A 14,837-nucleotide genomic window follows, 5' to 3' on the forward strand; every position below is an offset into this window, starting at 1 on the left:
GCAGTTCGTTGACGGCCTGTATGGTCGGCCCCAACTACCGGGCGCCACCTGCCGTTGACACGGGTAGTGGCTGGAGCCGGCCGGTTGGGGAAGCGTCGGCGCCAACGGACCTGGACCGCTGGTGGAGGGCCCTGGGCGATCCCGAACTGGAGAGGCTGGTCGATACCGCACTGGCGCAAAATCTCGATATCCGTCAAGCCACCGCACGGATCGACGAGGCGCGCGCGCTGCGAGACCGCGCCGCTGGCCGGCAACTGCCCACGGTTTCTGCTGGCGCCAGTGTGAACCAGCGTCGGCAAAGCGAGAACGGCCCGCTGCCCGTTGGGTCCATTCCCGGCCTCGATGCGTCTCAGACGATCTACGATGCCGGCTTCGACGCGGCCTGGGAACTCGACCTGTTCGGCGCGAACCGGCGGGCGCTGGAAGGCGCGAACGCCCGCTTGCAGGCAAGTGAAGCGGAGGCGCAGGGCGTGCGTATGCGGATCGCGGCCGAAGTCGCACGCGCATGGTTCGAGGCGACCGGCGCCAGAGAAGAATTACGCGCGCAGCGGGCGACGGTGGCGACGCTGCACCAGACGCTGGAACTCATGCGCGGTCGCGCGGCGCTCGGCGATGTTGCCGGTGCCGACGTGGACGCAACCCATGAACGCTGGGCCGCCGCCAACGCCCTGCTGCCGGGCATAGAGGCGCGGCAGCGTGCGGCAGTGCTCGGCCTTGGTGTCCTGCTCGGCTCACCGCCGGAACGTGAACTCAAGCTGCTCGATGCAACTGCATCGTCTCTCATACTGCCGGCGCTGCCCGTGGGGGAACGGGCCGATATATTGCGGCGTCGCCCCGATGTTCTGGCTGCCGAACGGCGCCTCGCCGCCAGCACCGCCGATATCGGCGTGGCGACCACCGAACTGTTTCCCAAGCTCTCTATCGCAGCGGGCGGCGGATTTCAGGCGCTTAGCACGGGCGACTGGTTCGACACCTCCAGCACCCGCTACTCCATCCTGCCGCTCATTTCCTGGCGCTTGTTCGACGGCGGCCGCGTGCGCGCGGAGATACGCGCGCGGGAGGCCGTTCAGCGGCAGGCCGCGCTGGGCTATGAACAGGCCGTCCTGGCCGCATTGGGCGACGCGGAGCGCGCCTTGAGCGACTATGACGCCGGACGCGATGCGCTCGCGCGGCGTCAAACGGCGCTGGACGCTGCGCGTCGAAGTGTCGGCCACGCCGAGGCCCGTTTTGCCGCCGGCGATATCGCGGGGATTGAACTGCTTGCGGCCGAGCGCCTCCTGCACGAAGCTGAAACCGCCTGTGCCCGCGCGCATGCCACAACGGCGGTGCAACTGGTGGCGTTGTACAAGGCGATCGGTGGGGGCTGGGACTTGCCCGATGCGCCGACTTCCAAACACGTTTCAATTGGTGCCACAGTGGGAGAAGGGCAATGAATGACGCTGACGGGAACAGCAAGGAACCGGCCGCGCACGACTGGGCGGGGGAAGCGGGCACACGCTGGCTCGCCCAGCTCGACCGTTTCGAGAGCATGATCGAACCGATCGGCGCAGCGCTGCTCGCGCGAGCAGCCTATGTTGCCGGGGAGAAGGTGGTCGATATCGGCTGCGGCGGCGGCTGGACGACGAGGCGGATCGCCGAAAGGACGGGCAACACGGGATTGGCGCTCGGCCTCGACATATCGCCCGAACTGGTGGCGGCGGCAACGGATCGGGCGCAGCGCGCCGGTCTTGCCAACATCCGCTTCGAACAAGGCGACGCCGCGACGGCCATGCCCGAAGAAGCCCCCTTCGACCGGCTGCATTCCCGCTTCGGCACGATGTTCTTTCCCGAACCCTATGCCGCATTCGCCAATCTGCGCCGGATGCTGCGTGCCGGTGGACGGCTCGACATCGCGGTGTGGGCGCCGATCGCCGACAATCCGTGGCAGCGCAATGTCATGGCCGCGATCCGCCGGCATATCGACCTGCCCACGCCGCAGCCGCGCGAGCCCGGCCCCTTCGCGCTGGGCGAGCAGGATTATGTCACCGATCTTCTGCAAAGCGCCGGCTTCTGTGACATATCGTTCGACGCCTGGACGGGCGAGCAGCGCGTCGGCGGACCCGGCAGCGATCCCGAGAGCGCCACCCGCTTCGTGCTCGACGGCATGCAGGTCGGCGATCTCGTCCGGGCGAGCGGGGACGACACACGCGCAGCCGTTCACCGCAGCCTGGTCGAACTGTTCGAGCGCAATTGCGATAATGAAGGTGTTCGCATGGGCGCGAAAGCCTGGCTGGTGAGCGCCCGCGCGTGACCTGGCGTCAACCGCCATCCTCATCGTGAACCACCCACAGGCTATGCGAATCGATTTCCAGCTTGAGCAGGGCGCGGGCCGCTTCCGATCGCGCCATGATCTCGGACCGGCGCGCTTCACCCGCCTGACGGCGGGCATAGAGCAGGTCGGCAAGGTCGATCTGGCCGAGCTGGTAGCCACGTTCGGTTCGGGCCAGCGCACTAGCGGCGCTTTGCGCTGACAGATCCGTGTTTTTCCACGCCTCCAGCCGCAATGTGGCGCTGGACAGATCGGCATCCGCGATGGCCCTCACGGTCCGCTGGACGGACATATGCTCAAGCTGCGCGGCATTGCCTTCCGCGGAAGCCCGGTCCGCCGCCGCGCGTCTGTGACCGCCGCCCAGCGGCATCGACATGACCACCCCCGCGCCCTGCTCCATGCCGCTCCGCTCACTGAACAGCCGGACGCCGAAGGACGGATCGGCAATCCGGTCCGCGCGAACACGCTGCGCAACGACCGCCAGCCGCTGCGCCTCGCGCTCGGCGGCGCGGATTTCATGGCTGCGTTCGATCACCAGATCCCGCATCGCCGCAAGTCTCTGGGCCGGAACCATCGCGACGGACGTTTCCGGCGGCTCGATGGGCAGCGGTATTTCTGGAAAATTCGCGGCAAGCGCCACACGCGCCTGTTCGCGCGCCGCGAGCGAGTTCGCGGCCTGGGCCTGGGCCTGAGCCATTGCCGCCATGGCCTGATCAACATCGAGCGCCGCCGCATCGCGCAGCGCCACGCGCCGGCGCAGCGCGGACAGCTCCTTTTCCAGCCAGCGCACCGTATCGAGGTCGTTGCGATACAGCGCGCCGGCGACCAGCCAGTCGTTCCAATAGCCGGAGAGCAGCAAAGCCGTCTGATGCCGGGCATCCTCCATCCGGTTTTCCGCGACCTCTATGCCCAGGGCGCCCGCCTCGCGATCGAGCGCCGCCTTGCCCGGCAGGCGGAACGGTCGGGCGATCGTGGCGTCGAACTCGTCATAGCCGCCTTCCCTGTCCACGCTGCGGCGAACATAGCTGCCGGTAACGGCAATCTCATGGGTCCCCTTCGCCAGCATGTCGCGGTCGGCACGGGCGGCGTCCACCCGTGCCCGCGCGGCCGCCACGGCCGGATGATTGTCCAGCGCTTCGGCAACCTTTTCGCTCGGCGGCAAATCGGCGCGCTGGGCAAGCGCCCCAGCGGGTGTGAGCAATGCGACAAGCGCCCCGAGGATGATCGGCGATCTCATGCGATCCTCCCCCGGGCTGACACCGGGACTACGTGCCAGCGCACTGGCAGCGACCGCTTCGATTGGGTGACCGCGTCAACCAGTGTCCCCAGAGCGTCCTCATCGACAATCAGTTCCAGCGCGTTGCGGCGCAGAAGGCCCGACACCCGTTCCGCCGTGCTGGCGTCGCCGAAGTCCCAGCCGCGCACCGCCTGCTCGGCGATATGGATCGGCGCGTCGCAGGCGGCGCGGAGTGCGTCAGTCACGCTATCGGCGTCATGCGAGGCGCAATGGAAGGTCAGCAGGATGTCAGCCATTGTCGGTTTCTCCCGCGCTTTCGCCGAAACGCTCGAACAGGATCGGCAGCAGAATGAGCGTCAGCAGGGTGGAGGTGATGAGGCCGCCGATCACGACGATGGCGAGGGGGCGCTGGATCTCCGATCCCGGGCCGGTCGCGAACAGCAGCGGCACAAGGCCGAAGGCCGTGATGCTGGCGGTCATCAGGACGGGACGCCGGCGCCGTTCGGCGCCGAGGCGCACCGTCTCGGTCATGCTCCGCCCATCGGCGCGGAGCTGGCGGAAATAGGTGACCATGACCAGTCCGTTGAGCACCGCGATGCCGAGCAGGGCGATAAAGCCCACCGAGGCGGGAACCGACAGATATTCTCCCGAAGCCCAGAGCGAGACGATCCCGCCGACCATGGCGAAGGGGATGTTGACAAGGATGAGCACCGAGGCGCGCATCGAGCGCAGCGTCGCCAGCAGAACGAAGAAGATCAGGAGCAGCGCGATCGGGATCACGACCGCCAGCCGGGCCGAGGCGCGCTGCTGGTTTTCGAACTGCCCGCCCCAGACGATGCTGTAGCCGGCGGGCAGTTTGACCTTCGCGCCGACCTCGGCCTTCGCTTCATCGACATAGCCGACCAGATCGCGCCCGGAGACGAACGCCTGCACCAGCGCGAAGCGCGACCCGTTCTCATGGTCAAGCTTGACCGGCCCCTCTGTCCGCTCGATCCGCGCCATGTCGCTGACCCGGGCGACAATTCCGGCGGGCGTGTGCAATTGCAGATCGGTAAAGCGGGCGGGATCGGCGCGCAGCGTCTCATCGCCGCGAATGACGATCGGCACGCGCTTCTGGCCATCGGCGACGACGCCGACATGGACGCCTTCGATCTGCGCGCGCAACGCATCCTGTATCTGGTCGACCGGCATGCCGAAGCGCCCGGCGGCGGCGCGGTCGATGTCGAGCTGGAGATAGTCTACGCTGTCATTGGCGACGGTCAGCACTTCGGATGCGCCATCGACGTTTGACAGAATCTCCTGCACCTGACCCGCGAGATCGCCCAGCGTCGCCAGATCCGGCCCGAAAATCTTGACGGCAAGATCGCCGCGCGCACCGGTCAGCATTTCGGAAACCCGCATCTCGATCGGCTGGGTGAAACTCGGCTCGATGCCGGGCAGGCCTGCCATCGCCTTGCGCATATCCTCGACGATGAGATCCTTGTCGCCGCGCCATTCGGAGCGCGGCTTCAGGCGGACGAAGCTGTCGGTCTCATTGGGGCTCATCGGATCAAGTCCGATTTCGTCCGATCCGACGCGCGCGATCACGTCCTGCACTTCCGGCACGCGCATCAATGCGCGCTGCGCGGCCATGTCGCCCTGAACCGACTGGTCAAGATCGATGGAGGGCAGCTTGGTGAGCTGGACGATGATAGAGCCTTCATCCATCGTCGGCATGAAGGTCTTGCCGACCGCGCCATAGGCGATGCCGGCGATGACCAGCCCTGCCGCCGATAGTCCATAAACCAGCCGCTTGCGCGCGAAGGCGCCATCGAGGAGACCCCGGTAGCGGGGACCAAGCTGGCGCATCAGCCACGGCTCACCATGATGGCCGCTTTTCAGGCCGAAGGATGCAAGCACCGGAACGAGCGTGAGCGCGAGCAGGAGCGAGCCGGCCAGCGCAAAGACGATGGTGAGCGCAACCGGCGCGAACAATTTGCCTTCAAGGCCCTGCAGCGACAGCAGCGGCAGGAACACCAGTGCGATGATGGCGATACCGGCCGAGACCGGCACGATGACTTCACTTGCCGCCTGATAGACGAGGTTGAGGCGCGGGGTTCCCTCCTCGTGTGCCCGGCCGAGCCGTTCGACGATATTTTCCACCACCACGATCGACCCGTCGACCAGCAGGCCGATGGCGATGGCAAGACCGCCAAGGCTCATGAGATTGGCCGAAAGGCCCATGCCCTGCATGAAGAGGAAGGTGATGAGCGCCGCCAGCGGCAGAGTGGCGGCGACAATCGCCGCCGCACGCCAGTCGCCAAGGAACAGGATGAGCAGCACGACGACAAGGACGGCCGCTTCGAGCAAGGCTTTCTCGACCGTGCCGACGGCGCGCGCGATCAGGTCGGAGCGGTCGTAAAAAACATCGACATGGGTGCCTGTGGGCAATGTGCTTTCGATTTCCGCAAGGCGGGTGCGGACACCATCCACCACCTGCCGCGCATCGGCGCCGCGCAGGGCGATCACCAGCCCCTGAACCGCTTCGGCCTGACCGTTTTTGCTGACCGCGCCATAGCGCGTCAGGCTGCCGGTTCCGACCGTCGCCAGATCGCCCAGCCGAACGATGCGGTCGTTGCGGCTTTGAACCACCAGTTGCTGTAGATCCTCGACCGACCGGATTGCGCCGACCGCGCGCACGATCAGCGATTCCTCGCCGCTTTTCAGCCGTCCCGCGCCATCGTTACGGTTGCCGCTTTCAATCGCCGTCTGGATGTCCGCGATCGAGAGGCCTGCCGCCGCAAGCGCAACGGGATCGGGGCGGACTTCGAAGGTTCGCACAAAGCCGCCCAGCGCGTTCACATCGGCGACGCCCGGCACGGTGCGAAGCGCGGGGCGGATGGTCCAGTCGAGCAGTTCACGCTTTTGCTGAAGCGAGAGCGGTCCCTCGATTGTGAACATGTAAATGTCCGAAAGCGGTGTGGAAATCGGGGCAAGGCCGCCGCTGACCGACGCGGGCAGATCGGGCAACACGCTCGACAGGCGTTCGGCAACCTGCTGACGCGCCCAATAGATGTCGGTGCCGTCGACAAAATCTATGGTGATGTCGGCAATGGCATATTTGGCGGTGGATCGCAGGATGGCCTGATCGGGAATACCGAGCATTTCCATCTCGATCGGCGTGATGACGCGGCTCTCCACCTCCTCGGGGGTCATGCCCGGCGCCTTCAGGATGACTTTCACCTGCGTCTGGGCGATGTTCGGATAGGCATCGACCGGCAGCGTCACGAAGGCCCAGGCGCCAAGCCCTGCAACCGCGAGGGCGAGCGCGAGAACGAGCAGACGCCAGGACAGCGAGGCGGCGACTAGCGAACGCAACATGGCCCGGACCTATCGCGACAAGGCGAGCGCCTTGAGTGCGCTCGTGCCGGAAATGACCACCTGCTCGCCCGGCCTGACGCCTGAAAGCAGCACGGTTTGTCCCTCGACGGAACCGCCCCCAGATCCACCCAGCGTTACGTCGCGGATCGCATATCCGCCGCCAGTGGCGACGAAGACGATAGTCTTGTCCCCGATCATGGCGATCGCACCAGAAGGCACGCTGACGGCACCGGCCGGGGCTGGGCCGGACAGCGACATGCTGGTCGCGCGGCCGGCGATGATGCCCGGCCCGGCAGGAATCTCGGCCTTGAGAACGACCGAGCGGGTGGCAGGGTCTATCGTCGACCCCACGGCCGTGACCCGGCCGGCGATGTCGGGCTCGATCAATACGGTCATGCCCGGGCGGGCCGTGCCGACGAGCCGTTCGGGCAACTGGCCGACAACCTCATAGCGGTTGGCGGCGTCGATCACGTAAGGCGCGGTGGTTCCGTCCACCGGATTGCCCGTCTGGACGCTGGCGGTCGTGACGCGCCCCGCGATCGGCGCGGTCAGCGTATAAGTGCCGCTCGCGCCCACGCCATTGACCATTTTGAGGATGCGCGCCTTTTCGGCGACATCCGCGCCCGCTTCGGCCGCCAGCGCATTGGCTTCATCGGCGCGCGCGCCAGCGATGATGCCTTCGCGGGCAAGCTGCGAGAGCCGGGCCGCGTTCGACCGCGCCACGCCCGCCCGCGCATTGGCGCGGGTGAGGTCGGCCCCCATGGTCAACACATCGCGGCTGGAAATGATCGCAAGCGGCTGGCCCTGCCGGACCGTATCACCTTCGACCACCAGCGTCCGCATGACCACGCCGGGAAACGTTGCGGCCACCGCCACGCGCGCGTTGGCGGGCGGCTGGATCACCGCCGGAATGACGGCGATGGGCGCTTCAATCGCGGCGATGGCGGGCACAAGGCGGATACCGAGCTGCGCGGCCTGTTTGCGATCAACCGGCAATATGCCCGGCGCCGCTTTCCCGGCTTCAGCGGGTTGGAGGCTGGGCTCAGGGGCCGTGCCGGATCCGGCAAACCACCAGACACCAAGCACCAGCACAATGACGGCAACGCCGGCAAGGAGATAGTTCCGCTTCGACATGGGCTTCGCCTAGTGCGCGAAACTGACGAGACCCTGACGAGGCCAAAATGCGATCAGGCGCCGGGGAAGTGCAATGACAATTCCCGCGCGACAGGATCGGTGGTCAGCTCTCCACCGTGCGCCGCCATGATCCGGTCAACGATCGCCAGACCAAGCCCGGCGCCGTTGGTGCTGGCATGGTCCGCCCGGCTATGCCGCCGCACAAGTTCGCGAAGCCGATCGGTCGACAGGCCCTCTCCGCCGTCACCCACCGCGATCACCGGATCTGGGCCAACCCTTATGGTCACCGTGCTCCCGGTTGGCGTCACCCGGACAGCATTCTCGATGAGGTTCCGCAAGGCGGCGGCGATCGCTTCGCGCCGGCCCCGCGCCACGGGATGCCCGCTACCTGCATCGAGCGTGATGGCTTTCCCTTCCGCGATGATGCCTGGCGCCAGAAGGCTGACGACATCGCGGGCGATCTCGACAAGGGACACGGATTCCAGCGGGAATTGCGCGGCGGATGCGGCGTCAATTTGGGCCAGCAGCATGAGCTGGTCGATCAGGCGACGCATCGCGGCGACGTCATGCTTCAGGCGCGCGGAGTCGTCATGGTCGAGCCGGTCAAATTCGAGCGACAGCACCGCGAGCGGCGTGCGCAGTTCATGCGCGACATCGGCGGCAAAGGCTTCCTGGCGCATGGCGGCGTCGTCAAGCCGGCCGAGCAGATCATTGACGGCATCCGTGAACGGCAGGGCTTCGGCCGGCAGATGGGACGTGTCTATGCGAAAGCCGCGTTCGTGCCCACGCGCGGCCTCGATCGCGGTTGCGGCTTCCTCAAGGGAGCCAAAAGCCTGTCGGATCACGCGCCGCACGACGAAGGCGACGGGCACCATCAGCACGACCAGTGGAAGCGCGACATGCTCCAGCATCTCGCGCACGGCCTTGATCAGCGCGTCCTGCGCCGTCAGATCGTCGAATGTCAGGCTGTAGAAAAAGACGACCGCTGCAAGCAACAAGATGGTGCCGACAAGGCCGACGAGAGCAAGCCCTCGCGCAAGTTTGCGCGACACGGAGCGCCGATAGGTCACGCCGCGACATCCTTCAGCATATAGCCGACGCCGCGGATGGTGTGGAGCGCGCCAGTGGCACCAGCCTCGTCCAGCTTCCGGCGCAAGCGGGAGACCGCCGCTTCCACGGCATTGGGCGTCACCGGCTCGTTGAAATTGTAGAGCGCATCCTCGATCGTCTCGCGGCGGACGACGGTTCCCGCCCGCCGTAGCAGCAATTCCAGGAGGTCGGCCTCCCTGCGGGACAGATCGATGGCGTAGTCCCCGCAGTGCGCCGTGCGCGCCGCCGTGTCGAACCGCAGGCAGCCCGCTTCCAGCACAGGTTGCGCGCGCGGGCCGGGGCGGCGGAGCAACGCGCGAATGCGCGCGGCCAGTTCATCGATCTCGACAGGCTTGACGACATAATCGTCGGCGCCGGCGTCAAGCCCCGTGACCCGGTCCTCCAGCGCGCCGCGCGCGGTCTGGATGATCGCGGGCGGCATTTGCCGATACTGGCGACGGTTCGCCAGCCAGGCGACGCCATCGCCGTCCGGCAGGCCGAGATCGAGTATGATCGCGTCATAGACCGCGCCACCCAGTGCGCTGTCCGCATCGGACAGGGTCGTGGCGATGTCGCACGAAAAGCCCCGGCGCTGAAGGCCGTCCGCAACCAGCTTCGCCAGCCGGTCATTATCCTCTATGACAAGAACGCGCATCTATGCCGGCTTTCCTAGCACGATCCCGCCTCAATTCCCGCCCTGCAATCTGACCAGTCCCGCGCGGGGATCGAAAGAGGCCGTCTCAATCCCGGTCATTATCCTCGCCTTGAACGGCTGTTCCACCTTCGATTTCATGCCCTTGCTTTGCCTCGCCGTGCGACTGCGCACTGAACGCCGCGGAATCGTAGCGCAGGATGCCAAACACCGTCATCCCGATCACCAGGACGGCCAGCAGCACCGCGACGACGGCCGGCCGACGGGCATCGTGGGCGCCAGGGTGCAGAGCGACGCTCTTGCGGCCAGTAACCATGGCGCGCGCGAGATTTTCGCGGGTGAAGACGGACATCAGGACCACCGCTGCGACATGAACGCCGATGAGCGCCAGCAGGCCATAGGCAATCGCCTCATGAAGATCCTCGTCGGCCTGCCCCGCGTCGACCTGGATGCCGGTCCACAGCACCGCGCCGGTTGCAATGAGCATGGCCAGAACAGCGAGCGCCCCCAGCGGATTGTGCCCGATCGTGCGTTGTGGATGACCCGTCACAAGTTCCCGGACGTGGGACAGAAGGCGTGACGGTCGCACGAAATTGGCAAAACGCGCATGCTCGCCGCCGATAAACCCCCAGACAAGACGAAAGACAAGCAGGACAGCGGCGGTCCAGCCTGCCGCCATGTGCCAGTCCGCGATTCCGCTGTCTCCTTCCGAGGACAAAAAGGCAATCGTGATCGCCGCGACCAGCAGCCAGTGGAAAAGCCTGAGCGGGGCATCCCAAACCCTGAAACTATCACTGTAGCTCGTTTTTGCCATGAGCATCATTTGTCTCCTTGGCCTTTGGCCATAAGAGAGATTGCTGACGGCGCGCTGACGAACGCGGGGCAGCGATCACGTCAGACAGCCGCTCCGAACAGGCTGCCCACGCCTGCCGTCAACGCCATCGCCAGGGCGCCCCAGAACGTGACGCGGACGATCGACCGCATGACAGGGGCCCCGCCCGCCTTCGCGCCAAGCGCCCCGAGCAGCACGAGGCACAGAAGCGAAACGGCGACGACGAGCGGTATCAATTGCTGTCCCGGCGCGGCGGCAACCACCGCCAGCGGCATGATCGCCCCGGCGCTGAACGTCGCGGCGGATGTGAATGCCGCCTGCAACGGCCGCGCCGTGGATATGTCGGAAATTCCCAGCTCATCGCGGGCATGCGCCCCAAGCGCATCGTCCGCCATGAGCTGGTCGGCAACCTTGAGCGCAAGATCGGGGTCCAGGCCGCGCGCCATATAGATGTCCGCCAGTTCCTGCCGCTCGAGCCCGGGCTGCGTTGTCAGTTCCGCCGTTTCGCGGGCGAGGTCCGCCTTCTCGGTATCGGCCTGCGAGCTGACCGAGACATATTCGCCGGCGGCCATCGACATGGCGCCGGCGACAAGCGCCGCGATGCCGGCAACGAGGATGCCTGATCGGTCCGTTCCCGAAGCGGCGACGCCGACAATGAGGCTTCCTGTGGAAACGATACCGTCATTGGCGCCAAGGACCGCCGCGCGGAGCCAGCCGATACGTGATACCGCATGTCGTTCGGGGTGAGCGTGCAAGCGGGTCATGGGTCCTCCAGCCAAGGGTCGGCACAAGACCATGACCGCATTTGCTGACCAGCTCCTGACGCAATGTGATTTCCGGCGCTAATTGAAATGGAAAGGCAGGACGCAATCGAGCGTTCCCACGCCGAGACTTTCAGGCGGGCGCGGAAAGGGCGCCGCCAGGCGAACCGTGCGAAGGGCGAGCCGGTCAAGCTGCGCATTGCCGCTGGATTGCGCGAGCGAGATCTCGCGCAAGGCGCCGTCAGCACCGATGGAAAAATTAATCAGCGCCTCACCCTCAAGATGAAGGCCCGCCGGGCGTCTGGCGGCAATCCATTCCCACAACCGCCGAAGATAGGCCGCACGCGCAGTGCTGAGCGTTGATGACGCAGCCTGCGGCGAAGCAGGTTGGGGATGCGGCATGTCGACGTTCATGCGGGCAGGCAAGGGCGACGGTGCGACAGGTAGCGTCAAGGCAGCCTGATCGGAGGCAGGCCGGTCGGGCGACGCCTGCGGCCCTTGCCGCGCGCGTGTCGCTGGCGTTGTACTGGGGGGCGTCAGCTGATTTGCCGGTCTGGGGGCGGCTTTCGGCCGGCGGGCAGACGGCTGTTCGGTTTCGAGCGAAGGCAGCGTCATGATCGTGACCGTGCGGGGTTCCTCCCGCCTTTCGGGGATTAGACGCGGACTGTGGCTCCACAGGCCATAGGCCGCAAGAACACCCGCATGCAGGGCAAGCGACACGAGGAACCCGAAAGCCCTCGTATCGCTCGCCTGGGCCAGCCGGTATGCTGGACTGGCGGCCATGCCTCAGAATTTCGCAGTCAGGCCGATGTTGAAGGAGCGGCCACGACCAGGCACCGGCCGCAAGTCGCCGGTCGCCTTGTAATCGCCGAGCGACATGCCGCCCAGCGGCAGATCATAGCCCTTGTCGAACAGGTTCTGGACATCCAGGCCCAGCCGGTAATTGCCCCAGGCATAGCCGGTCCGAAGATTGACGAGCGCATAGTCGTCCGTTCGGGGTTCGTTGCGCGTGGCGTCGACCCGGTTCTTGTCCGCCACGACCGTCAGTTCGACCGCGCTCTCCCAGCCCCCGAGCCGATGCTCCAGCGCAAACGTCGCGTTGAACGGCATCTGATGGTAGAGCGACCCGCCGTCGTCCAGATTGCGCCCGCGCAACCAGCTTGCCGTTGCGGTCAGTTTCGCCGTGCCGGCCGATGACGACTGCCACAGCGCAAGCGAACCCGAGACATCGACGCCATATAGCTCGGCTTCGCGGTTGGCGAACCGAAGCTGCACGAACCCCGTCGGCGTGCCCATCATATTGGTGAAATCGGCCAGCTTCACGACATCGATATAATCATGGACGCGCGTGTAATAGGGTGCGATCCTGAGCGTCCAGCCATTGGCGCCGGCGCCTTTCAGACTGACCGCGGCACTTATCGTATCAGCCCTTTCGGGCTTCAGGGTGGGATCGCCGACATAGCCGTTGCCATCACCGAACCAGCCGATCATCCGGCTCGACATCGAACCGCGTCCCCAGCTGTAGCGCTCATAGACGCCCGGTGAACGGCTCTTGCGCGCATAGCCCAATTCGAGCGTCGCCTGATCGCTCGGCGCATAGCGGACAAGGGCCGTGGCGCTCCAGTTGCTGTCATGCCGTTTGCGATCCGCGGCGTTGAACGCGGTGGCCGCCATCGCGTCGGCCATATTCATCATCGAGGTGGAATAGGGCTGGACCTCGCCGGTGTTCATCCAGACCTGATCGTTGCGCACGCCGACCAGCGTGGTGAGCTGCGGCGTCCACTTCGCCTCCCATTCGGCAAAGGTGCCAAGCCGGTCGCGCTTCGCGCCGTTCACATTGATATAGGTGTTGGGCCCCATCATCATGTGGCCCGCGACCGCCGGCCAGTAATCATTGAGCCATTGGTGGTGGAATTCGCTCCCGAGACGCAGCGTGTCGCGATTGGACAGCATAATGTCGCCCTTGAGCGTATAGCCGGCGCTATGAACCTCGGTGTTCATGGGCATGCCGCCGGTCGCGGTGCCGCCCTTGTCCGCCAGGAAGTTCATCCGATGATCGGTGTCGCGATAGAAGGCGCGCAGGTCCAGATCGCCCCAGTCGAAGGCGCCCTTCCAGTGACCGTTCAGATACCAACTCTTGTTGGATGTCATGTCCATATACTGGTTGGGAAAGCCCTCGTACGGCGAGAAATGGTAGCCGCCCTTCAGTTCGAACAGCCCGATATCGGTCTGCGCGGCCAGGCTCAGCGCATGGTCCGTCTTCTTGTATTCAGTCGAACGGACGGTGCCGTCACGGCCGCCGCCCTTGTAATTGTCGGACTGGGTGAAGGAACCGGCATAGCTGAGGCTGAGCCGGTCGCTTGCCGCCGTGATCGAAAGTGCGCCGCCGAAGCCGTCGCCGTTACTGCGGTAGAAGGTGGACAGTTCGCCCGTCAGCAATCGTTTGCCCGCCTTGGCGAAGCGCGGTGTCAGGGTTTCCACCGAAATCGCGCCGCCGATGCTGTCACCGCCCATGCTGACCGGCGTCACGCCCGTGATGACGCTGATCGCGTCGATCGTCTGCGGATCGGTGTAGGACAAAGGCGGGTTCATCGCATTCGTGCAGGCGATGTCGATCGGCACGCCGTCGACCAATATGGTCAGCCGCTGGCTTTCGAGGCCCCGGATCACCGGCAGGCTGGAAAAGCCACCGGCGCCGAAGCTGCTGCCCCCCGGCAGGCGGCCGATCAGCGCCGCCGTATCGCTTGTTCCCGATTGCAGGGGTGCGACCTTGTCACGCAAAAGGATCTCGGACGACACGGGACCGGCAGGGCGATCCTCGGAATCGATCCCGATGGACGGAAGAACCTGTGTATCCTGCGCAAAGGCACTCGCGGCCGACAGGCCATAGAATATTGCAGCCGCGCTCGCGGCTTTGGAAATGACAGACATGGATGGATCCTGATCCGGGCGCGCGGCGGTCCGCGCGCCGTTGAAAACGAACGGCGAAAGGGATCAGGCGGCTGTTGGCGGTCCTATTGGCGGAGGCCGCAGAAATGGCGAGGCACCGGGCAGGGCGAAAGATAGGCCAAGAAAGCCCATCGCCAGGATGAAGGCAATGGCGAGCGCCAGCAGGATCGGGTCGGCGGCGGCGAGCGCCGGCGACGACAGACCCGAGAAAGCGCAAGGCATGTCGGCCTGCTTGTGATCCGCGGGATCATGATCGCCGGACCTGCCCGGAAGCTCCATCATGACCGTTTGCGGACCCTGGCCCGAGCAGAGCTGGACCAATATCGTACCCGAAGAGACGGTCGGCATGAACCCGGCCGGCACCAGCACCTTCAGCATGAGCGCGGCCCCGGCCAGCCAGATGGCCAGCCAGCGATGCCGGGCAAGGAAGGAGCGGATCATGGTCACGGGAGCGGTCTTTAGAAATCGGTCCTGCTGATGTCGAGGTGACAAGTCGGATTTTTTCGCATACATCG

At 65.8% G+C, this 14,837-nt stretch carries 13 protein-coding genes; 2 read left to right on the forward strand and 11 right to left on the reverse strand.

Annotated features, from left to right (window positions below; translation table 11 throughout):
• Window positions 1-8 precede the first annotated feature (8 nt).
• Both B5X82_RS23335 and B5X82_RS23340 read left to right on the forward strand, forming a co-directional pair.
• A complete protein-coding gene (locus tag B5X82_RS23335; protein WP_237229880.1) occupies window positions 9-1,433 on the forward strand; it encodes an efflux transporter outer membrane subunit in 1,425 nt (474 codons plus the stop codon).
• Window positions 1,430-2,290, forward strand: coding sequence for a class I SAM-dependent methyltransferase (locus B5X82_RS23340; protein ID WP_020819435.1), 861 nt, complete (start codon window positions 1,430-1,432; stop codon window positions 2,288-2,290). Before B5X82_RS23335 ends, B5X82_RS23340 begins: the two co-directional genes overlap by 4 nt.
• Before the next feature lie 7 nt (window positions 2,291-2,297).
• On the opposite strand, the gene B5X82_RS23345 is transcribed toward B5X82_RS23340, so the two are convergent.
• The 11 genes from B5X82_RS23345 to B5X82_RS27130 all read right to left on the reverse strand — a co-directional run bounded on the left by B5X82_RS23345 (window position 2,298) and on the right by B5X82_RS27130 (window position 14,835).
• On the reverse strand, window positions 2,298-3,545 hold the full coding sequence (locus B5X82_RS23345; RefSeq protein ID WP_020819434.1) for a TolC family protein: 1,248 nt from the start codon (window positions 3,543-3,545) through the stop codon (window positions 2,298-2,300).
• Window positions 3,542-3,841 (reverse strand): DUF3240 family protein, encoded by a 300-nt coding sequence (locus B5X82_RS23350; protein WP_020819433.1) that lies wholly within the window; start codon window positions 3,839-3,841, stop codon window positions 3,542-3,544. The genes B5X82_RS23345 and B5X82_RS23350 overlap by 4 nt, the downstream gene beginning before the upstream one ends.
• Complete coding sequence (locus B5X82_RS23355; protein ID WP_020819432.1) at window positions 3,834-6,905, reverse strand: efflux RND transporter permease subunit; 3,072 nt, start codon at window positions 6,903-6,905, stop codon at window positions 3,834-3,836. The genes B5X82_RS23350 and B5X82_RS23355 overlap by 8 nt, the downstream gene beginning before the upstream one ends.
• Window positions 6,906-6,914: 9 nt before the next feature.
• A complete protein-coding gene (locus B5X82_RS23360; RefSeq protein ID WP_020819431.1) occupies window positions 6,915-8,039 on the reverse strand; it encodes an efflux RND transporter periplasmic adaptor subunit in 1,125 nt (374 codons plus the stop codon).
• Window positions 8,040-8,092: 53 nt separating this feature from the next.
• The gene (locus B5X82_RS23365) at window positions 8,093-9,109 is read right to left on the reverse strand and encodes a sensor histidine kinase (RefSeq protein WP_020819430.1); all 1,017 of its coding nucleotides are present in this window, start codon (window positions 9,107-9,109) and stop codon (window positions 8,093-8,095) included.
• Window positions 9,106-9,783, reverse strand: a complete 678-nt coding sequence (locus B5X82_RS23370) for a winged helix-turn-helix domain-containing protein (RefSeq protein WP_020819429.1) — start codon at window positions 9,781-9,783, stop codon at window positions 9,106-9,108. The genes B5X82_RS23365 and B5X82_RS23370 overlap by 4 nt, the downstream gene beginning before the upstream one ends.
• 85 nt (window positions 9,784-9,868) lie before the next feature.
• Window positions 9,869-10,603 carry a cytochrome b/b6 domain-containing protein gene (locus B5X82_RS23375; protein WP_020819428.1) on the reverse strand — a complete coding sequence of 245 codons (735 nt, stop codon included), beginning with the start codon at window positions 10,601-10,603 and terminating at the stop codon, window positions 9,869-9,871.
• Window positions 10,604-10,674: 71 nt separating this feature from the next.
• Window positions 10,675-11,376: a VIT1/CCC1 transporter family protein gene (locus tag B5X82_RS23380; protein ID WP_020819427.1), complete on the reverse strand. Its 702-nt coding sequence runs from the start codon at window positions 11,374-11,376 to the stop codon at window positions 10,675-10,677.
• 78 nt (window positions 11,377-11,454) lie between these two features.
• Window positions 11,455-11,787: an energy transducer TonB family protein gene (locus tag B5X82_RS23385; protein ID WP_021223103.1), complete on the reverse strand. Its 333-nt coding sequence runs from the start codon at window positions 11,785-11,787 to the stop codon at window positions 11,455-11,457.
• 372 nt (window positions 11,788-12,159) lie between these two features.
• On the reverse strand, window positions 12,160-14,304 hold the full coding sequence (locus tag B5X82_RS23390) for a TonB-dependent receptor (protein ID WP_020819425.1): 2,145 nt from the start codon (window positions 14,302-14,304) through the stop codon (window positions 12,160-12,162).
• A 63-nt stretch (window positions 14,305-14,367) separates the two neighbouring features.
• On the reverse strand, window positions 14,368-14,835 hold the full coding sequence (locus B5X82_RS27130; RefSeq protein ID WP_021224254.1) for a hypothetical protein: 468 nt from the start codon (window positions 14,833-14,835) through the stop codon (window positions 14,368-14,370).
• Between the last annotated feature and the right edge of the window lie 2 nt (window positions 14,836-14,837).

The organism is Rhizorhabdus histidinilytica (assembly GCF_900167915.1).
Taxonomy (GTDB): Bacteria; Pseudomonadota; Alphaproteobacteria; order Sphingomonadales; family Sphingomonadaceae; genus Rhizorhabdus; species Rhizorhabdus histidinilytica.

Bases quoted from the DNA above. Each gene is read 5' to 3' on its own strand.
- B5X82_RS23340 (WP_020819435.1), top strand. From the start codon at position 1,430: ATGAATGACGCTGACGGGAACAGCAAGGAACCGGCCGCGCACGACTGG.
- B5X82_RS23345 (WP_020819434.1), bottom strand. From the start codon at position 3,545: ATGAGATCGCCGATCATCCTCGGGGCGCTTGTCGCATTGCTCACACCC.
- B5X82_RS23350 (WP_020819433.1), bottom strand. From the start codon at position 3,841: ATGGCTGACATCCTGCTGACCTTCCATTGCGCCTCGCATGACGCCGAT.
- B5X82_RS23355 (WP_020819432.1), bottom strand. From the start codon at position 6,905: ATGTTGCGTTCGCTAGTCGCCGCCTCGCTGTCCTGGCGTCTGCTCGTT.
- B5X82_RS23360 (WP_020819431.1), bottom strand. From the start codon at position 8,039: ATGTCGAAGCGGAACTATCTCCTTGCCGGCGTTGCCGTCATTGTGCTG.
- B5X82_RS23370 (WP_020819429.1), bottom strand. From the start codon at position 9,783: ATGCGCGTTCTTGTCATAGAGGATAATGACCGGCTGGCGAAGCTGGTT.
- B5X82_RS23375 (WP_020819428.1), bottom strand. From the start codon at position 10,603: ATGATGCTCATGGCAAAAACGAGCTACAGTGATAGTTTCAGGGTTTGG.
- B5X82_RS23380 (WP_020819427.1), bottom strand. From the start codon at position 11,376: ATGACCCGCTTGCACGCTCACCCCGAACGACATGCGGTATCACGTATC.
- B5X82_RS23385 (WP_021223103.1), bottom strand. From the start codon at position 11,787: ATGAACGTCGACATGCCGCATCCCCAACCTGCTTCGCCGCAGGCTGCG.
- B5X82_RS23390 (WP_020819425.1), bottom strand. From the start codon at position 14,304: ATGTCTGTCATTTCCAAAGCCGCGAGCGCGGCTGCAATATTCTATGGC.
- B5X82_RS27130 (WP_021224254.1), bottom strand. From the start codon at position 14,835: ATGTATGCGAAAAAATCCGACTTGTCACCTCGACATCAGCAGGACCGA.